This is a genomic window from Agromyces neolithicus (assembly GCF_039529735.1).
GTDB lineage: Bacteria > Actinomycetota > Actinomycetes > Actinomycetales > Microbacteriaceae > Agromyces > Agromyces neolithicus.
Genome location: NZ_BAAANJ010000006.1, coordinates 1 through 19033 on the forward strand (window position 1 = coordinate 1; position 19033 = coordinate 19033).

Here is a 19033-nt window from a genome sequence, read left to right on the forward strand (position 1 = left end):
CAGGGTTCAAAAAATTGGCATTGAACATAGTGCACGCTGTTGAGTTCTCAAGGAACGGACGCACCCGAGTTTCAGCCTCGCGGCCTGCTCTCAGGGCAACCTATCTACCATACCACTTCGCACACGGGCTCGGACACAGGTCTGAACGCCGCCGACCGTTCTCACGGTCAAGCCACGACTCGAAGGCCATGGCCCGTACTGAAGCAGGGGTTCTATCTTAGGCTTGAAATCACCGAGTCGCAATGCGACTTCGAGGCTATTTGGCTAAGAATGTCGTTCTTCGCGGCCGGCTGGCTCTCGGCCCTCCGCACCGCCGTGGCGACAAGAGAAAATCTACGTGGAACAACGTCAGAGCGCCAAATCAGCTGTGCATCCCGGGCGTGTCGCCGGCTGTGCGGCGCCACGCCCGGGACATCCGAAACCTGATCATGATCGAAATCGCAGCGATCGCGGCGAGTCAATCGGGCGCCGGCGGGTCAGTTCACCGAGTCGGGATGCGATCCGCCGCGACCCTCGCGCTCGAGGTCGCTGATCGCCTGCATCTCGTCATCGCTGAGCTCGAAGTCGAACACGTCGAAGTTCTGCGCCATACGGGCACGGTTCGTCGTCTTCGGGAACACGATGTATCCGCGCTGCAGATGCCACCGCAGCACGACCTGGGCCGGCGCCTTGCCGTGCGCAGCGGCCGGGCCGACGATCTCGGGCAGTTCGAGCAACGGGTACTTGCCCTGCCCGAGTGGACCCCACGCCTCGACGGCGATGCCGTGATCTGCCGCGAAGGCTGCGGTCGCGGGCTGTTGGTGCGCCGGATGCAGTTCGATCTGGTCGACCGCCGGCACGACCGCCGTCTCATCGAGCAGACGCTGCAAGTGGGGCACCAGAAAGTTCGAGACGCCGATCGACCGAGCGCGGCCCGACTCGCGAATCGCCTCGAGCGCCCGCCACGTCTCGACGTAGCGGTCCTGTGCGGGTACCGGCCAGTGGATCAGGTACAGGTCGACGTAGTCGAGCCCGAGCCGCTCGAGGCTCGCATCGAAGGCATCGAACGCCGATTGCATGCCGTGGTCGTCGTTCCAGACCTTGGTCGTGATGTAGAGCTCTTCTCGGGAGACGCCGGAACTCGCGACGGCTCGCCCGACTCCCTGCTCGTTGCCGTAGATGCGGGCGGTGTCGAAGTGCCGGTACCCGACCTCGAGCGCGTCGGTGACGAGGCGTTCGGTCTCGTCGGGGTCGATCTTGAACACGCCGAAGCCGAGCTGCGGGATCGAGGAGCCGTCGTTGAGCTGGATGCGGGGAACGGAAGTCATGGCCTCATCCCACCACGCGTGCCGGCCAATGCGACAGGGGGTTCGCTGCGCGCGAATCGGCGACCCCCTGGAGGAGCGCGTCAGCTTGCGAATGCCGAGTCGGGGAGGAAGACGAGCACCAGCACCGGCGCGCTCGTGAAGAGGTTCGTCAGGAAGTGCGCCACGATGATCGGCATCAGGCGCCGCTGCCACCACACGATGACGCCCGCGCCGGCGCCCCAGACGAAGAAGGCCGCGATGTAGGCGAGCGTGAGCGGGCCGGCCGGTGCGAAGAACACGTGCTGGAGGCCGAAGATCGCCGCCGGCACGACGATCGCCCAGAACGTCGGCCAGCGATGCCGTTGCAGGCCGCCCTGCGAGTAGCCGCGGTAGACCAGCTCTTCGGTCGGGGCGTTCAGGGGCGCGAACGTGAGCACGGTGACGACCGCGGTGACCGTGAGCCAGGCGCGGTCGGGCAGCTCGCCTGAAGCCGCGGGCGCGAAGAGCGTGTCGAAGCGCTCGAAGACGCCGACACCCTCGAGTCCCACGAGCACGCCGACCATCGCGAGGGCGAACGGCACCGCGAGCGCGCTGAGCCAGAGCAGTCCCCACAGCACGTCGGTGCCGAGGCGTCGCCACGAGAAGTCGATGAGGTCGCGGGTCCGGTTGCCCTCGCGGTGCAGCGCACGTCGCACGAGCCACAGCGAGATCAGGTTGATCGGCAGGATCGTGAGGGCGGCGTAGGTGAACTCGGGCGGGAAGGCGCCGGGGCCGTCGTCGCCGGCGAGCAGCAGCCAGGTGATCGCGGCGGCGAGCCCGACGAGCACGACGCGCAACAGGGGCAGGCCGAGGACCCAGGTGAGGGGCGGCACCCGGGTCGCCGACGACGGGGCGCGGGCAGGGACATCCGTCGTCATGCGGGCATCGTTGCACGGCGCGCCACGATCCGTCGACCCCCGACGCCGGATGTCGCTTACGGGCCCCGCGCGCACCGCCCGGCCGCCAGCGCCTACGATGAAGGGCTGTGCTTCCCGTGATCACCTACCCCGCCGAGCTGCCCGTCTCTGCGCAGCGCGCGGAGATCGCACGCGCCCTGCGCGACCACCAGGTCGTCATCGTCGCCGGCGCGACCGGCTCGGGCAAGACCACGCAGCTGCCCAAGATCTGCCTCGAGCTCGGGCGCGAGTCGATCGCGCACACGCAGCCACGACGCATCGCGGCCCGCACGATCGCCGAACGCATCTCGGAGGAGCTCGGGGTCGAGCTCGGCAGCCTCGTGGGCTACCAGGTGCGCTTCACCGACAAGGTGAGCGAGTCGACGCGCATCAAGGTGATGACCGACGGGATCCTGCTGAACGAGATCCACCGCGACCGCGACCTGCGCCGGTACGACACGATCATCATCGACGAGGCGCACGAGCGCAGCCTCAACATCGACTTCCTGCTCGGGTACCTCCGGCGCCTGCTCCCGCGGCGCCCCGATCTCAAGGTGATCGTCACGAGCGCGACGATCGATCCCGAGAGCTTCGCGAAGCACTTCGCGGATGCTTCGGGCCGGCCGGCGCCCGTCATCGAGGTGTCGGGGCGCACGTACCCGGTCGAGGTGCGCTACCGGCCGTTGGTCGGTGGTCTCGATACGCGTCCTCCTTCGTCGGGCGCTACTCGACCGACGGACGACTCCGACGACGAGGGCGCGGCCGCCGACGACAAGGACGTGCAGCAGGGCATTCTCGACGCCCTCGACGAGCTCGAGCGCGAGTCATCCGGTGACGTGCTCGTGTTCCTCTCGGGCGAGAGCGAGATCCGCGACGCCGAGGCGGCGGTGCGGGCGCACGCGACCCGGCGCGGCGGCGCCGGGGCCACCGAGGTGCTGCCGCTCTACGGCCGGCTCTCGTCGGCCGACCAGCACAAGGTGTTCGAGCCGTCGAAGGTGGCGGGGCTGAAGCGCCGTGTGGTGCTCGCGACGAACGTCGCCGAGACGAGCCTCACGGTGCCGGGGATCCGCTACGTCGTCGACGCGGGCACCGCGCGCATCAGCCGCTACTCGGTGCGGTCGAAGGTGCAGCGGCTGCCGATCGAGCCGATCTCGCAGGCCTCGGCGAACCAGCGATCGGGGCGGTCGGGGCGCACGAGCGACGGCATCGCGATTCGCCTCTACGCCGAGGACGACTTCGAGCGCCGCTCCGAGTTCACCGATCCCGAGATTCTGCGCACGAACCTCGCCGCCGTCATCCTGCAGATGGCCTCGCTCGGGCTCGGGGCGATCGAGGAGTTCCCGTTCCTGACGCCGCCCGACCCGCGCGGCATCCGCGACGGGCTCGAGCTGCTGCGCGAGCTCGGGGCGCTCGACGACGGCGCTCGCGGCGACGGACCACAGCTCACGCGCATCGGCCGTCAGCTGTCGCGGCTGCCGATCGAGCCGCGCTTCGCCCGCATGGTGCTCGAGTCGAAGACGCAGGGAGTCTCGCGCGAGGTGCTCGCGATCGTCGCGGGACTCACCATCCAAGACCCCCGGGAACGCCCGCTCGAGAAGCGCGAGCAGGCCGACGGTTTCCACGCCCGGTTCGTCGACCCGACGAGCGACTTCATGACGCTGCTGAACCTCTGGAACCACCTCGAGGCCCAGCAGCGCGAGCTCTCGGGCAGCGCCTTCCGCCGCATGTGCCGCGCCGAGTACCTGAACTACCTGCGTGTGCGCGAATGGCAGGATCTCTACCGCCAGCTCGTGCGGCTCGCCAAGCCGCTCGGCCTCAATGTCGGGCAGCAGGCGGGCGAGCCGGCAGCGCCGGCCCGAGCCACAGGCGACGGCATCCACCGCGCACTGCTCGCCGGGCTGCTCTCGCACATCGGGTTGCGCGACGATTCGAAGACGTCGAGCGGTCGGGGCGGCGCGGGCGCAGCGCGAGACGGCGAGCGCAAAGGCCGCCGCCCGCAGGCCGAGTTCGTCGGCGCCCGCAACGCGCGGTTCGTCGTGTTCCCCGGTTCGGCGCTCGCGAAGAAGCCGCCGTCGGCCTTGATGAGCGCCGAACTCGTCGAAACCAGCCGCCTGTTCGCCCGCACGAACGCCGCAATCGATCCGGCCTGGGCCGAGCAGCTCGCGGGCCCGCTCGCCAAGCGCAGTTACAGCGAGCCCCGGTGGGAGCGCCGGCAGGGTTCGGCGGTCGCCGACGAGAAGGTCACCCTGTTCGGCGTGCCGATCGTCGCGAAGCGGCGCATCCAGCTGGCGCGTGTCGACCAGGCGCTCGCTCGCGAACTCTTCATCCGGCACGCCCTCGTCGACGAGGACTGGGACACGAGCCGCCTCGACAAGCGGCTCTTCGCGTTCATGCGGGCGAACCGGGCGCTGCGCCGCGAACTCGGCGAGGTCGAGGAGCGCACCCGCCGTCGCGACATCCTGGCCGGCGATGAAGCCGTCGTCGCGTTCTACGAGGCGCGGGTTCCGGCGGATGTCGCGGACACGCGCTCGTTCGAACGTTGGTGGCGCGCCGCCCACCGCACGACCCCCGAGCTGCTCTCGATGCGCGCTGGCGACCTCGTCGGCGACGACGACGAGGTCGTGCAGGATGCCGGATTCCCCGACCGCTGGCGCCAGGGCGACCAGGGCCTCTCGCTGCGCTACCGGTTCGAACCCGGTGCCGACGATGACGGGGTCACCGTGCAGGTGCCGCTCGTGCTGCTGCCGCGACTCGCGCCGGCCGGCTTCGACTGGCAGGTGCCCGGCCTTCGCGACGAGCTCATCACCGCGATGCTGCGCACCCTGCCCAAGGTGCTGCGCCGGCAGGTCGTGCCCGCCGCCGAATGGGCAGCGAAGATCTCGGCCGAGTTGCCCGAAGGCCCCGAGCGCGGTGCCGAGCGGGAGTCGTTCGCGGCGGTCCTCGCCCAGACGATCCGACGGCTCACCTTCGCGCCCGTCGACCCGAGCGACTTCGACGTCGAACGCGTGCCGCCGCACCTGCGGGTGACGTTCCGCGCGGTCGACGAGCGCGGGCGCACGCTCGGCTCGTCGAAGGAACTCGGCGAACTGCAGGCCCGACTCGCCGACAAGGCGGCGAGCGCGGTCGCATCGACGTTCACCGGCGGATCGCGGGTTGAGCACCGCGCGGCGCCTCGAAGCCCGGATGCCGCAACGGCGGGTTTCGAGACGCCCCGGGCGGCTCCCCGACCGGCGAACAGCGGTATCACGGAGCGCACCGGCATCACGACCTGGGAGTGGGACGAGATTCCCGCGCACCTCGACACACGCCAGGCGGGCAACGTCATCCGCGCCTATCCCGCGCTCGTCGACGAGGGGTCATCAGTCGCCCTGCGCCTGGTCGCCACCGCCGACGAGCGCGATCGGGCCTCGCGGCGGGGCATCCGTCGCCTGATCGTGCTCGCGACGCCGTCGCCCGTCGCCTACGTACAGGAGCACCTGTCGAACGACGAGAAGCTGCAGCTCGCCGCCAGCAACTACCCCGGAACGCGAGCGCTGCTCGACGACTGCCTCGCGGCGTGCGTCGACGCCGAGCTTCGCGCTCGACACCCCGATGGGCTGTTGCGGTCGCGCGCCGAGTTCGAGGCCGTGCGTGACGCGGTCGCCGCCGGCCTCATGGATCGGATGTTCGAGACGGTCTCACTCGTCGCGCGCATCGTGAAGGCCTCGCGAGAGGCCGACCGGGCGATCGCGAAGGCGTCGAGCATGCACCTCATGTCGGCGCTCGGCGACGCGCGCTCCCAGCTCGAGGGGCTGGTGCCGGCCGGATTCGTCTCGGCGACGGGGCTCGAGCGGCTGCGACACCTGCCGCGCTACCTCGAGGGCATCACGCTGCGCGTGCGCAAGCTCGTCGAGAACCCCGGCCGCGACCGGCAGTCGATGAACCAGCTCGAAGGTTCGATCGCGGCGTTCGAGGCGGCGGGCGGACGGATCCCGATCGATGCCGAGGCGCCCGAGAGCCTGGTCAGGGTGCGCTGGATGCTCGAGGAGTTGCGCGTCGGCCTCTTCGCGCAGGAGCTGCGCACCGCCGAGACGGTGTCGCCACAACGCATCGCCAAGGCGCTCGCGGACTGACCGCGAGCGCCTCCACGGTGACTCGGCTCAGAGCACCTTCGAGAGGAACGCCCTCGTGCGCTCGCGCTGGGGGTTCGCGAGCACCTCGCGCGGGTCGCCGGTCTCGACGACGACGCCGCCGTCCATGAAGACGAGCGTGTCGGCGACCTCACGGGCGAAGCCCATCTCGTGCGTGACGACGATCATCGTCATGCCCGACGCGGCGAGGTTCTTCATGACGTCGAGCACCTCGCCGACGAGCTCGGGATCGAGTGCCGACGTCGGCTCGTCGAAGAGCATGAGCTTCGGATCCATCGCGAGCGCGCGGGCGATCGCCACGCGCTGCTGCTGCCCGCCTGAGAGGTGCGCCGGGTAGTAGTCGGCTCGCTCGGCGAGCCCCACCCGGGCGAGCAGTTCGTGGGCGCGGGCCTTCGCCTGCGCCTTCGACACGCCCTTGACCTGCACGGGCGCCTCCATGACGTTCTCGAGCGCGGTCATATGCGGGAACAGGTTGAACCGCTGGAAGACCATGCCGATGTCGCGGCGCTGCTTCGCGGCGTCTTTCGGGTGCATCTCGTAGATCTTCTCGCCGCCGTCGCGGTACCCGACGAGCTGCCCGTCGACCGAGAGGCGGCCCGACGAGACCCGCTCGAGGTGGTTGATGCAGCGCAGGAACGTCGACTTGCCCGAGCCCGACGGGCCGACGAGGCAGAGCACCTCACCGCGCTTGACCTCGAGCGAGATGTCTTTCAGCACCTCGTTGGAGCCGAAGCTCTTCGAGACCGACTCGGCGAGCACCATGGGCGTCGCGTCGGCACCGGTCGCCGTCGGTTCGGCGGATGTCGCGTGGTCGGTCATCGTGCGTCTCCTCCGTGTCGTGCGGAACCCGGATCGGCGTCGGTGTCGAGGTCGACCGCCGGCATCGCCGCGGTGGGCACCGTGCCGGCCACCGTGTCGGGCCGTGCCCCGACGCCGCGCGCATAACGCTTCTCGAGGAAGTACTGCCCGACCATGAGCACCGACGTGACCGCGAGGTACCACAGCGACGCGACGATGAGCAGCGGGATGGGGTTGAAGATCTCGACCGAGATGTCGCGCGACCTCGCATAGAGCTCGAGCGTGAACGGCACACCCGACACGAGCGACGTCGTCTTCAGCATCGAGATGACCTCGTTGCCGGTCGGCGGGATGATGACGCGCATCGCCTGCGGCAGGACGATGCGGCGCATCGTCTTCGACCAGCTCATGCCGAGCGCCGTCGCCGCCTCGTGCTGACCCGGGTCGACCGAAAGCAGGCCCGCCCGCACGATCTCGGCCATGTACGCCGCCTCGTTGAGCGAGAGCGCGATGACCGCGATCCAGAACGCGTTCAGCGCCGCCGTCGTCGGCACCGAGACCCACGGCTCCATGAACGGGACGCCGACGTCGATCGTCTGGTAGATGATGGCGATGAGGCCCCAGAACACCAGCTGCACGTAGACCGGGGTGCCGCGGAAGATCCACAGGTAGACCCACGCGACGGACTTCACGACCGGGTTCTCGGACTGTCGCATGACGGCGAGCACGACACCGAGGATGATCGCGAAGATCATCGAGAGCACCGTGAGCAGCAGCGTGAACACCGCGGCCTCGGAGATGCGACGGTCGAAGACGTACTTGCCGACGGCCGGCCAGTCATACGCGGTCCGCTGCGCCGCGTCGATGACGAACAGCGCGACGAGCAGGAGCAGGACGACCGCGAAGACCGTTCGCCACGGGTGGCGCAGCCTGACGACCTTCGCCGGGGAGCGTTCGGGCGACCCGCCGGGCGGCGGGGTCGTTCCCGCCGCCGGGCGTGTGGTGTCGGTCACGATCGACCTACGAGCCCGCGTTGATCGTGATCTCGTCGATACCGCCCGACTGCACGCCCCACGCGGTGAGGATCTCGGTGTACGTGCCGTCATCGACGAGGGATTGCAGGGCCGCCTGGAGGGCCGCCGCGAGCTCGGATCCCTTCGCCACCGGCATGCCGTACGGCGCAGAGTCGAACGTCTCACCGGCGGGCTCGAGCTTGCCGTCGGTCTGCTCGATCGCATAGAGGGTGACGGGCGAGTCGGCGCTCATCGCGTCGGCCTGGCCGAGCACGACCGCGTTGGCCGCGGCATCCTGCGAGTCGAACGGCAGGATCTCGATGGCCGGCTTTCCGGCATCGAGGCACGCCTGGTTCTTGCCGGGCAGTTCATCGGTGTGCTCGAACGTGGTCGCCTGTACGGCGACCTTCAGGCCGCACGCGTCGTCGGGGTTCACGTCGCCGCCGGCGGGCTGTGCCCACTGGATGCCCGCCTCGAAGTAGTTGACGAAGTCGACCTGCTTCTGCCGCTCGGCGTTGTCGGTGAATGAGGAGTTGCCGAGGTCGGCCTTGCCGCCCGTCACTGCCGGGATGATGTTGTCGAAGCTCGCGATCTGGTACTCGGCGGTGACTCCGAGCCTCGCGGCCATGGCGTCAGAGAGCTCGATCGCCCAGCCGATGGGGTTGCCGTCGGCATCCTTGAACTCGTTGGGTGGATACGCGGCATCGGTGCCCACGATGAGCACGCCGGCCTCGGCGATGTCGTCGGGCAGCAGCGCCGACGCCTCTTCATCGATGCCGATCTCGGTCGACGTGGTGGGCTCTTCGGATGCCGTGCCGCCACTCGTGTTGTCGACGCAGCCGGTGAACAGGAGCGCGGTCGCCGCGGCCAGGGCGGCGGGAAGGAGCAGGCTTCGGGGTTGCATGTTGATACCTCTGTCGTGTGCGGTGAGACGATCGACGGCAGGCCTCGAACTGGCCACGTCGCCGATGTCGAGCCTACTCGCAACGGCACGCGCCTTCGTGGCGAGCGGGCGGTGCCCGATTCGCCCGAGCGGCGACTGCATCGGCATGGCACGCGATCACTAGAGTGGACGAACCGTGGGAAGCTACTCCGAACTCCTGAAGACATCGGGCGTCGCTCGCATCATCGCCGCGCAGCTCACGGCACGCTTTCCCTCGGGCATGCTCTCGCTCGCCTTCCTGCTGCACGTCGAGCAGCAGACGGCCTCCTACGGCGCCGCCGGGCTCGTGCTCGCCGCCACGTCGATCGGTCAGGCCGTCGCCGGCCCGTTGACGAGCCGGCTCATGGGGCGGTTCGGCATGCGCCCGGTGCTGGTCGTCACGCTCGTCATCTGTGCGACGGCCGTGGTCGCCATCGGCGTACTGGAGCTCACCGTGCCCCTCTACATGGCCGTCGGGCTCGTCGCAGGCCTCGCGACGCCGCCCGTGCAGCCCGCGGTGCGCACGATCTACCCGAAGATGGTGAACTCCCGCCAGCTGACCCCGCTCTTCTCGCTCGATGCATCGGCGCAGGAGATCATCTGGGTCGTCGGCCCGGTCGTCACCACGTTCGTCGCGACGCAGATCGGCACCGTCTGGGCGATCCTGCTGGCCGCAGCGATGATGGTCGGCGGCGGCATCTGGTTCATCTCCTCGCCCGAGCTGGGCAGGGTGCGCATCCCGCGATCCAAGCGACGGTTCGGCACGGTGCTCGCCCGCCCGGCGGTCATGCTCGCGACGATCGTGGGGTTCCTGCTCATCGGCGCGTGCGCCGCGCTCGAGGCGGGCGTCGTCGCGGTGTTCGGCCACGACGGTGCCGAGGCGGGCATCGTGCTCGCGATCTTCTCGGTCGGCTCGCTCGCGGGCGGCCTGTTCCTCGGGCACGTGCCGATCGGACCGTGGTCGACCGCACGCCGCCTGTTCATCGTCTTCGCGGGCATGGCGCTCGCCGCGTTCGTCATGGACTTCTGGTGGCTGGCGATCACCCTGTTCGTCGCGGGCATCGGCATCGCACCAGCACTCGCGGTGCTGTTCGCGATCGTGTCGGCGAGTGTCAAGTTCAGCGACACCGCAGAGGCCTACGGCTGGGTCGGCACCGGCCAGCTCATCGGCGCCGCGCTCGGGTCGGCCCTGGCCGGGTTCCTCATCGACGCGTACAGCGCACAGGGCGCGTTCTTCGCCGCAGCAGGGCTGGCGCTGCTCGGCATGCTCGCCGCGGTTGTGGGGCGCCCGTGGCATCCCGACCTGCGTGGCCGCGACGCGAGCCCGATACCCGATACCGAACCGGTGCCCCTGCAGCCCAGTTGAGAAAGGCCCACGGATGCCGCAGCCGAACTCTCCCGCCCCGCTCCTGCCGCTCGCCGACGGCGCTGCAATCCCCCAGCTGGGCTTCGCCCTGTACAAGGTACCCGCCGCCGATGCCGTGCGGCTGAGCCTCGAGGCGATCGCGCGCTCGTGCGCCTGCAGGCCGAGGGGCGCGTGCGGTCGATCGGCGTCGCGAACTTCCACGCGCACCACATCGAGCGCATCGTCGCCGAGACCGGGGTGACGCCCGTGGTCAATCAGGTCGAGCTGCATCCGTGGCTGCCGCAGGCCGAGCTGCGCGCGTTCGACGCGGCACGGGGCATCCGCACCGAGGCGTGGTCACCGCTCGCGCGCGGTCGCATCCTCGGCGAACCGGTGCTCGACCGACTCGCCGCGGCGCACGGCCGCACGCCCGCGCAGATCGTGCTGCGGTGGCACCTGCAACTCGGCAACATCGTCATTCCCAAGGCGAGCTCAGCGGCTCGCATCCGCGAGAACCTCGATGTCTTCGACTTCGAGCTCGGTGCCGACGACCTCGCCGTCATCGCGACGTTCGAGACCGGCGAACGCACCGGGCGCGATCCCGACTTCGACTGACCACGAGGGTCTCGATACGGCGCTGGCGCGCCTACTCGACCGGCGGCGGCGCGCCTACTCGACCGGCGCTGGCGCGCCTACTCGACCGGCGGCGGCGCGCCTACTCGACCGGCGGCGGCGCCTACTCGACCGGGGCCGCGCAGCTTCTCGACCGGGGCTGAACGCACGGCCCGCGCCGAACGTCGGGGCCGTTCGGCAACACCCAGCCGGGCGCAACCCGATCGTGACACGACTCCCAGCCGGAGCCCAGACATCGGATTCCGGCGCGGCAATACCCTGTGCACATGAACCCCGTACACGCGCGACGACTCGCCCCGGCGATGGCGGCCGCAACCCTCATCGCCCTGCTTCTCGCCGGCTGTTCGATGGGGGCCGGTGAATCGACGTCCCCGAGCGTCGGCATACCCGCCGAGGTCGCGCCCGCACCCGGCGAGGCCGCCCAAGACCAGGCCGTCGAAGACGCCGCGGGCGGCGACGCCGGCTCGGAGTCGCTCGTGCCCGACCGCAGCGTCATCACGACAGGGCGGGTCTCGATCACGGTCGACGACCCCGTCGCGTCCGCCGAAGACGCCGCCGACCTCGTCGAGCAGTCGGGCGGGCGGGTCGACAGCCGCACCGAGACGCCGGGCACCGACACCCAGCAGCCGAGTGCGCAGCTCGTGCTGCGCATCCCGAGCGACGAGCTCGACCGGGTCGTCGACCAGTTGCGCGAGCTGGGCACCGTGACGTCGGTGTCGATGAACGCGTCGGATGTCACGCAGCAGCGCCAAGACGTCGAAGCACGCATCGACGCCCTCGGCGCGTCGGTCGATCGCCTGCAGCAGCTGCTCTCGACGGCGACGAGCATCACTGACCTGATCGCCATCGAGTCCGAACTGACGACCCGGCAGGCCGAGCTCGACAGCCTCACCCAGCAGCGCGACCTGCTCGTCGACCAGGTCGACTTCTCGACGGTCACGGTCGACCTCGTCACCGAAGCGGTGGCACCCGACCCGCGGCCCGACGACTTCTGGAGCGGCGTGGTCGCCGGGTGGGCCGCGCTCACCGCGTTCGCCTCGTCACTCGGCGTCGCGTTCGGCGTCATGCTGCCGTGGATCCTCGCACTGCTCGTCATCGCCGCGATCGCCGCGGTCATCATCGTGCTCGCGACACGCGGTCGTCGGCGCACGCCCACCCTGCCCGAGCAGGAGCCCCGGGCGTAGTCTGGCCGCGTGAGCGAGACGCTGGAGACCCTGCTGCACGACGACCTGCTCGAACGAATCCGTGCCCGCGCGAGCGGGTACGACCGCGACAACACGTTCTTCGACGACGACCTCGCCGAGCTCGCCGAGGCGGGATACCTGCGGGTGCTGGTGCCCGAGGAGTTCGGCGGCCTCGGGTGGAGCCTCGCCGACGCCGTGCAGGCGCAATTGCGACTCGCCGGCGCAGCCCCGGCGACGGCGCTCGCGGTGAACATGCATCTCGTGTGGACGGGCGTCGCGAAGGTGCTGCGCGACCGCGGCGACGACTCGCTCGAGTTCGTCATGCGCGAGGCCGGCGAGGGCGAGGTGTTCGGCTTCGGAATCAGCGAGGCGGGCAACGACCTCATGCTGTTCGGCTCGCGCTCGACCGCTGAACCACAGCCCGACGGCGGCTACCGCTACACGGGCCGAAAGATCTTCACCTCGCTCTCGCCCGCATGGACCCGCCTCGGCACCATGGGCCTCGACACCGAATCGGCCGACGCCCCGAAACTCGTCTACGGGTTCATCGACCGCGAAGACCCCGACGTGCGGTCGCTCGACGACTGGGACACCATGGGCATGCGGGCGAGCCAGAGCCGCACGACCGTGCTCGACGGCGCGTACGCGGCATCCGATCGCATCGTGCGCCGTCTCGAACCCGGGCCGAACGCAGACCCGTTCATCTTCGCCATCTTCGCGAACTTCGAGCTATTGCTCGCAGGCGTGTATTCGGGCATCGGCGCGCGCGCGCTCGACCTCGCCGTCGCCGCGGCCCGGCGGCGAACCTCCATGAAGAACGATGGACGACCGCTCTCGCAGGACCCCGACATCAGGTGGCGCATCGCCGACGCGGCGATCGCGCAGGACGCGCTTCTGCCGCAACTCGTCTCGCTCGCCCGCGATGTCGACGAGCAGGTCGACCACGGGCAGTTCTGGTACCCCAAGCTCAGCAGCATGAAGGTGCGCGCCACCGAGACAGCGAAGCGAGTCGTCGACCAGGCCGTTCGGGTGAGCGGCGGCTCGACGTACTTCGCCGGATCCGAGCTCGGACGCCTCTACCGCGACGTGCTCGCGGGTATCTTCCACCCCTCCGACGACGAGTCGGCGCACTCGACGGTCGCGAATGCGTGGCTCGGGCCGATCGACGCCTGAGTCCCGCGCCGGGATCGCCGTTCGGCCGTGGGGGCCACGGCTAGACTGGCGTGGGCGGCGATCGGCCGCCAGCGCACACTGGAGGTCGTTGTGAACGTCGTCGCCACCATCATCGCCATGGGATTCTTCGTCTTCGGCATGTGGCTCATGGGAACCGCGCCCGAGCTGGCGAGCTTCCAGGCGGCGGTCTTCTTCGGGGGCATCCTCAGCGTCGCGCTCGCAGTCGCGATCCCGACCACACTGCTCGGCCACTCCGAGAGCTGATTCTCGCGTGACCCTGCCCACTGCAGACACCCGCGTCACCTACCCCGTCGGCGAACTCGAGAGGACCGCGCGCGTCGTGCACGTCGCGTCGGCCGACGACGGGCGGCTCGCGATCATCACCGACGTCTCGAGCTTCCACCCCGCCGACGCGGCCTGGCCCGACCAGCCCGCCGACACCGGCACGATCAGCGCGGGAGGCGCCGACCTCGCGGTGCTCGACGCGGTCGTCGCCGCGACCGACGGCGAGGTGCTCGCGCTCGGCGCCGATATCCCGGTGCGCAAGGGCACCGAGGGCTGGGCGTTCCTCGTCGCGCATCTCATCGCCGACGGCACCGCGATCACCGAGGGCGACGAGGTCGTGATCCGAGCGGATGCCGCGACCCGCCGATCCCTCTCGCGCGGCCATACGGCGTGCCACGCGGCATCCCTCGCGCTCAATCGGGCGCTCGCAGGTCGGTGGTCGAAACTGGCGCGCACCGACGCGCTCGGCAATCCCGACTTCGACGGCATCGCGATCGCATCGAGTCGCATCGAACCCAACGGCTCTGTCGATCGCTACCGGCTCAACAAGTCCCTGCGTCGCGCCGGTTTCGATGTCGCGGGCCTCGCCGACGAACTCGAGACGCTCGCCGACGCAGTCACCCAGATGATGGCGGGGTGGGCCGCGGCCGGGGCATCCGTCGTCGTCGAACGCGACGGCGACCTGCTCACCGACCGACGCCGCTGGGTCGCAGAACTTCCCGAGGGCGTCGCGCGCATCGACTGCGGCGGCACCCACGTCACCTCGCTCGCCGAACTCGACGGCGTGCAGGTCGAGTTCGGCCTCGACGAGGACCAGGGAACCCCGATTCTCACGATGCGCACTGCGGTCGTCGCGGATCGCTGATCCCAGCAGGCCGTGACACCCCCGCACGGGGTTACGATTGCGAACGTGGGTGTTCATATCGAGAAGGTCGATCTGCCCGGAATCGGCATCAGGCACGACCTCGTCACCGAAGGCGGTCGACGAATCAGCGTGGTCTCGCACCGCGACGGCGAGCGCGACCTCGGCCTCTTCGACCTCGACGACCCCGATGCGTGCCGCTACAGCATTCCATTGAACGACGACGAGGCCGCGGCCCTGGCCGACGTGCTCGGCGCCTCGGTGATGCTCAGCCGGCTCACGAGCCTCAGCGATGAGACCGCCGGCCTGTTCACCGAGCAGATCGCCATGCCGACCGACTCGCCCTACCTGAACCGCACTCTCGGTGCCACCAAGGCCCGCACGCGCACGCACGCGTCGATCGTGGCGATCGTGCGCGACGCGGCCATCATCGCCTCACCCACGCCCGCCGAGCCGTTGCGTGCGGGCGACGTCATCGTCGCTGTCGGAACCCGTGAAGGACTCGATGGAGTAGCCCGGCTACTCGCCAACGGCCCCGACTGAGCGGCCGCGCGCATGCACGAGACGACGCTGCTCCTCATCGAAGTCGGCGCGCTGCTTCTCGCCATGAGCCTCCTCGGGCGCCTCGCGCTCAAGCTCGGCATCTCGCCGATCCCGTTCTACCTCGTCCTTGGACTCGCGTTCGGCAACGGCGGAATCGTCGAACTCGATGCGAGCGCCGAGTTCTTCCAGGCGGGTGCTGAGATCGGCGTCATCCTGCTGCTGGCGCTGCTCGGACTCGAGTACACGGCGGCCGAGCTGTTCGGCAGCCTCAAGTCGGCGCGCACCGCTGGCATCTTCGACGCGCTCCTGAACGCCCTTCCCGGTGCGGCAGTGGCGCTGCTGCTCGGCTGGGGACCGGTCGCTGCCGTCGCGCTCGCCGGCGTCACCTGGGTGTCGTCGTCGGGCGTCATCGCCAAGCTGCTGCGCGACCTCGGCAGGCTGTCGAACCGCGAGACCCCGGCGATCCTCGCGGTGCTCGTCATCGAAGATCTCGCGATGGCGTTCTACCTGCCCGTGCTCTCGGCGATCGTGGTGGGGGTGAGCCTGCTGCAGGGCGCGATCGCGGTGGCGATCGCGGTGGGCGTCGTGGCCGTCATCCTCTACATCGCACTGCGCCACGGGCACGTCGTGTCGCGACTGTTCCCCGCTGACCAATACGAGCCGTTGCTGCTCGGCGTGCTCGGGCTCACGATGCTCGTCGCGGGAGTGGCGGCCGAGGTGAGCGTGTCGGCGGCGGTCGGCGCATTCCTCGTGGGCATCGCGCTCTCGGGCAGGGTCGCCGAGAACGCCAGCACCGTGCTGACGCCGCTGCGCGACCTGTTCGCGGCGATCTTCTTCGTGTTCTTCGGCCTCACGACCGACTCGTCGGCGCTCGTCTCGGTGCTGCTGCCGGCCGTCGTGCTCGCGATCGTCACGATCATCACGAAGCTGATCACCGGGGCGTACGCCGCCCGTCGCGCGGGGGTCGGCACTCTCGGACAATGGCGCGCGGGCCTCTCGCTCGCGCCTCGCGGCGAGTTCTCGATCGTCATCGCCGGACTCGCCGTCGGCGCGGGTGTCGAGCGCGAGCTCGCACCGCTTGCCACGGCCTACGTGCTCATCACGATCCTCACCGGCACGTTCCTCGCGAGGCTGCCCGACGTCGCCTGGTTCCGCGCGATGGTGCTGCGCAAGCGCCGCGCGGGCACTGCCGCCTAGCTGCTCGCCGCGGCGGCATCGATGTCGGCGGCGTCGGCGTCGTCGGCGTCGAGCGCGAGCAGTTCGCGCACGCGAGGCACCACCTGGGTCGCGTAGCGCTCGATGCTCAGCATGAGCTCCTCATGCGGCAGCGGGCCGTTCGAGTACTTCAGGTCGAAGCGGGTCGCCCCGAGGGTGCGCATCGCCGCCGCGATCTTCTGTGCGACCGACTCGGGTGAGCCGACGTAGAGCGACCCGTTGGCCGAGGCCTCGCTCTCGAAGTGCTCGCGGGTCGCCGGCGCCCATCCGCGCTCGCGCCCGATGCGGTCGATGTACCCCTTGTAGTGCGGCCAGAGCGTGTCGCGCGCCTGATCGTCGGACTCACCGATGTAGCCCGGGGAGTGGATCGCGATCGGCTGCAGCGGCTTCTCGAACTGCTCGAGCGCCTTGCGGTAGAGGTCTGCGAGCGGCGCGAACCGCACTGGACTGCCCCCGATGATCGCGAGCACGAGCGGCAGCCCATAGTGCGCGGCGCGCACGACCGACTCGGGGCTTCCGCCGACCCCGACCCAGGTCTTCAGCTGTCCGTGCTCGACGGGCGGGTAGACGAGCTGGTCGGTCAACGGCGCGCGCAGTTCACCCGTCCAGGTCACCGGCTGCTGCGGCAGCAACGCCGAGAAGAGGTTGAGTTTCTCCTCGAAGAGCTCCTGGTACTGGCCCAGCTCGAAGCCGAACAGCGGGAACGACTCGATGAACGAGCCGCGGCCGAGGATGACCTCGGCGCGACCGTTCGAGATCGCATCGAGCGTCGAGAACCGCTGGAAGACCCGCACCGGGTCGTCGGAGCTCAGCACGGTGACCGCCGAGCCCAGGTGGATGCGCTCGGTGCGGCTCGCGATGGCCGCGAGCACGACCTCGGGCGCCGATACGGCGAACTCGTGACGGTGGTGCTCGCCGATGCCGAAGAAGTCGAGGCCGAGCCGGTCGGCGCGCACCGCCTCGTCGACCACGTTGCGCAGGGTCTGCGCGTGCGACAGCGGTGCGCCGTCGGCTCCGGCGGTGACATCGCCGAACGTATCGAGTCCGAATTCGTAGCGCGCGGTCATGTGCATCCCCATCCTTCGTATTCGATGCGTTCGCATCCATCTGCGCCCAACCCCCGACGAGGCGAGACTATTCCCTCGGGCAGGCGGCAGGGAATGACCTGAACGCCCGCTGCGTTCCAACCCATGACAACGCATCGACCGCGCGTCGGGGCATCCGATGTCGCGGTCTGCACACGGAGTGGGAGCATGGAACTGTGACAGAACGGCCGGTGATCGGAATCTTCGGAGCGGGCAAGGTGGGCACGGCGCTCGCACGCCTGCTCGTGGCATCCGGTCATGAGGTGTTGATCGCGGGCTCGCCGCGGCAGACCGCCCTCGACCTGCTGGTCGGCGTCGTCGCACCCGGTGCCCAAGTGGTGCAGCCCGACGAACTCGCCGCCCGGGCGCACATCATCATCGTCGCGGTACCGTTCGGCAAGGCGCCGACGGTGCCCTGGAGCCACTTCGACGACCGGATCGTCGTCGACGCGATGAACTACTGGCCGCCCGTCGACGGCAACATCGCCGAGGTCGACGCCGACCCGCGCACGACGAGTGAGCAGAACGCAGCCCGCAACCCCCGCGCGCGCCTCGTGAAGTCGCTCAACCACCTCGGCTACCACGAGATGGAAGACGACAGCATGCCCGCGGGCTCGCCGCTGCGCCGGGCCCTCGCCGTCGTCGGCGACGACCCCGACGCCCGCGCCGAAGTGGCCGCCATCATCGATGCGATCGGATTCGACCCGGTCGACGGCGGTGCGCTCGAGCACGGCGAAGCCCTGCAGCCTGGGCACCCGGCCTTCGGGCGCGAACTCTCGGCAGGCGAGCTCGCGGCCCTGCTCACGCCCGCGGCGCACCTCGCGGCCTGAGCTCGGCAACGGCCCGCCCCCGATCGATCCGTCGCAGATCGCATTTCCGGGCGTATCTTGGGGCAGTATCCGAGGAAGCGAGCGAGGGGGGCGCTGGTGACCGATGCTGCGACGCTCGGCGCCGCGCTCGAGGCGATGGCCACGCCCGAGCAGCGCGAGCAGTACACCCGCTACTTCGCACCCGACCCCGCCGCCCCGTTCATCGGGGTTCGCATGGGCGCCGTGTTCGAACTCGCCAAGACCGCGCTCGACCTGCCGGCCACCCACCTCGAAGCCCTGCTCGAACAGCCGACGCATGAGGTGCGCGCGCTCGCCTGCAGCATCATGGGCAAGTCCGGTGCCCATCGCCGCACCGCCGACGAGCGGCGGGCCGAGCTCTACGACCTGTATCTGCGCCGCCACGACCGCATCGACCAGTGGGACCTCGTCGACCTCGCCGCGCGCGATGTCATCGGGCGCTATCTGATCACCCGCGACCGTTCGCCACTCGTGCGGCTCGCGGCATCCGATTTCTGGCCCGAGCGACGCACCGCGCTCGTGGCGACGTTCGCGTTCCTGAAGCGCGGCGAGCTCGACGATGCGTACTCGCTCGCCGGGGCGCTCGCCGACGACCCTGAGCCGCTCGTGCAGAAGGCGCTGGGCTGGGTGCTGCGTACGGCCGGCGACCTCGACCCCGCACGTCTCATCGAGTTCGTCGAGCCGCGCGCCGCGACGATGCCTCGGGTCGCGCTGCGCGCCGCGATCGAGCACGTACCGAAGGATGAGCGCGCGCGCATTCTCGCCATCGGCTGAGC

At 69.9% G+C, this 19033-nt stretch carries 17 protein-coding genes; 11 read left to right on the top strand and 6 right to left on the bottom strand.

Annotated elements, in window-relative coordinates; all coding sequences use genetic code 11:
* Positions 1-476: 476 nt before the first annotated feature.
* Positions 477-1307 (bottom strand): aldo/keto reductase, encoded by an 831-nt coding sequence (locus ABD164_RS08825; protein WP_344295488.1) that lies wholly within the window; start codon positions 1305-1307, stop codon positions 477-479.
* Positions 1308-1387: 80 nt separating this feature from the next.
* Positions 1388-2203, bottom strand: coding sequence for a CPBP family intramembrane glutamic endopeptidase (locus ABD164_RS08830; RefSeq protein ID WP_344295489.1), 816 nt, complete (start codon positions 2201-2203; stop codon positions 1388-1390).
* Between the two features lie 107 nt (positions 2204-2310).
* On the opposite strand from ABD164_RS08830, the gene hrpA reads away from it, so the two are divergent.
* Positions 2311-6333 (top strand): ATP-dependent RNA helicase HrpA, encoded by a 4023-nt coding sequence (gene hrpA / locus ABD164_RS08835; protein WP_344295491.1) that lies wholly within the window; start codon positions 2311-2313, stop codon positions 6331-6333.
* A 27-nt stretch (positions 6334-6360) separates the two neighbouring features.
* On the opposite strand, the gene ABD164_RS08840 is transcribed toward hrpA, so the two are convergent.
* From ABD164_RS08840 to ABD164_RS08850, 3 genes are read right to left on the bottom strand one after another with little or no spacing between them, the layout of a single operon-like run.
* Entirely contained in the window at positions 6361-7170 is an 810-nt protein-coding gene (locus ABD164_RS08840) for an amino acid ABC transporter ATP-binding protein (protein ID WP_425545929.1), read from the bottom strand.
* A complete protein-coding gene (locus tag ABD164_RS08845) occupies positions 7167-8162 on the bottom strand; it encodes an amino acid ABC transporter permease (protein WP_344295492.1) in 996 nt (331 codons plus the stop codon). Before ABD164_RS08845 ends, ABD164_RS08840 begins: the two co-directional genes overlap by 4 nt.
* A 7-nt stretch (positions 8163-8169) precedes the next feature.
* Positions 8170-9066 carry an ABC transporter substrate-binding protein gene (locus tag ABD164_RS08850; protein WP_344295494.1) on the bottom strand — a complete coding sequence of 299 codons (897 nt, stop codon included), beginning with the start codon at positions 9064-9066 and terminating at the stop codon, positions 8170-8172.
* Positions 9067-9241: 175 nt separating this feature from the next.
* Here ABD164_RS08850 and ABD164_RS08855 point away from each other — a divergent pair, with 175 nt between their 5' ends.
* The 8 genes from ABD164_RS08855 to ABD164_RS08890 all read left to right on the top strand — a co-directional run bounded on the left by ABD164_RS08855 (position 9242) and on the right by ABD164_RS08890 (position 16306).
* Positions 9242-10450, top strand: coding sequence for an MFS transporter (locus ABD164_RS08855; protein WP_344295495.1), 1209 nt, complete (start codon positions 9242-9244; stop codon positions 10448-10450).
* 147 nt (positions 10451-10597) lie between these two features.
* Complete coding sequence (locus tag ABD164_RS08860; protein WP_344295497.1) at positions 10598-11044, top strand: aldo/keto reductase; 447 nt, start codon at positions 10598-10600, stop codon at positions 11042-11044.
* Positions 11045-11328: 284 nt separating this feature from the next.
* The gene (locus ABD164_RS08865; protein ID WP_344295498.1) at positions 11329-12246 is read left to right on the top strand and encodes a DUF4349 domain-containing protein; all 918 of its coding nucleotides are present in this window, start codon (positions 11329-11331) and stop codon (positions 12244-12246) included.
* Positions 12247-12255: 9 nt separating this feature from the next.
* The gene (locus ABD164_RS08870) at positions 12256-13419 is read left to right on the top strand and encodes an acyl-CoA dehydrogenase family protein (protein ID WP_344295499.1); all 1164 of its coding nucleotides are present in this window, start codon (positions 12256-12258) and stop codon (positions 13417-13419) included.
* Between the two features lie 90 nt (positions 13420-13509).
* Positions 13510-13683 carry a hypothetical protein gene (locus ABD164_RS08875; protein WP_344295500.1) on the top strand — a complete coding sequence of 58 codons (174 nt, stop codon included), beginning with the start codon at positions 13510-13512 and terminating at the stop codon, positions 13681-13683.
* A gap of 7 nt (positions 13684-13690) precedes the next feature.
* A complete protein-coding gene (locus ABD164_RS08880; RefSeq protein ID WP_344295502.1) occupies positions 13691-14569 on the top strand; it encodes a metal-dependent hydrolase in 879 nt (292 codons plus the stop codon).
* A 45-nt stretch (positions 14570-14614) separates the two neighbouring features.
* Positions 14615-15109, top strand: coding sequence for a cation:proton antiporter regulatory subunit (locus ABD164_RS08885; RefSeq protein ID WP_344295503.1), 495 nt, complete (start codon positions 14615-14617; stop codon positions 15107-15109).
* A 12-nt stretch (positions 15110-15121) separates the two neighbouring features.
* Complete coding sequence (locus ABD164_RS08890; RefSeq protein WP_344295504.1) at positions 15122-16306, top strand: cation:proton antiporter; 1185 nt, start codon at positions 15122-15124, stop codon at positions 16304-16306.
* Here the strand turns inward: ABD164_RS08890 and ABD164_RS08895 are convergent.
* Positions 16303-17391: an LLM class flavin-dependent oxidoreductase gene (locus tag ABD164_RS08895; RefSeq protein WP_344295506.1), complete on the bottom strand. Its 1089-nt coding sequence runs from the start codon at positions 17389-17391 to the stop codon at positions 16303-16305. The two genes, ABD164_RS08890 and ABD164_RS08895, sit on opposite strands and share 4 nt — an antisense overlap.
* Positions 17392-17585: 194 nt before the next feature.
* On the opposite strand from ABD164_RS08895, the gene ABD164_RS08900 reads away from it, so the two are divergent.
* The gene (locus tag ABD164_RS08900) at positions 17586-18239 is read left to right on the top strand and encodes an NADPH-dependent F420 reductase (RefSeq protein ID WP_425545930.1); all 654 of its coding nucleotides are present in this window, start codon (positions 17586-17588) and stop codon (positions 18237-18239) included.
* A gap of 96 nt (positions 18240-18335) precedes the next feature.
* Positions 18336-19031: a DNA alkylation repair protein gene (locus tag ABD164_RS08905; protein ID WP_344295507.1), complete on the top strand. Its 696-nt coding sequence runs from the start codon at positions 18336-18338 to the stop codon at positions 19029-19031.
* The last annotated feature ends 2 nt before the right edge of the window (positions 19032-19033 follow it).

Excerpts from the sequence above, each read along its gene's own strand:
- ABD164_RS08850 (WP_344295494.1), bottom strand. The coding sequence starts at position 9,066 with ATGCAACCCCGAAGCCTGCTCCTTCCCGCCGCCCTGGCCGCGGCGACC.
- ABD164_RS08865 (WP_344295498.1), top strand. The coding sequence starts at position 11,329 with ATGAACCCCGTACACGCGCGACGACTCGCCCCGGCGATGGCGGCCGCA.
- ABD164_RS08825 (WP_344295488.1), bottom strand. The coding sequence starts at position 1,307 with ATGACTTCCGTTCCCCGCATCCAGCTCAACGACGGCTCCTCGATCCCG.
- ABD164_RS08830 (WP_344295489.1), bottom strand. The coding sequence starts at position 2,203 with ATGACGACGGATGTCCCTGCCCGCGCCCCGTCGTCGGCGACCCGGGTG.
- ABD164_RS08895 (WP_344295506.1), bottom strand. The coding sequence starts at position 17,391 with ATGACCGCGCGCTACGAATTCGGACTCGATACGTTCGGCGATGTCACC.
- ABD164_RS08890 (WP_344295504.1), top strand. The coding sequence starts at position 15,122 with ATGCACGAGACGACGCTGCTCCTCATCGAAGTCGGCGCGCTGCTTCTC.
- ABD164_RS08840 (WP_425545929.1), bottom strand. The coding sequence starts at position 7,170 with ATGACCGACCACGCGACATCCGCCGAACCGACGGCGACCGGTGCCGAC.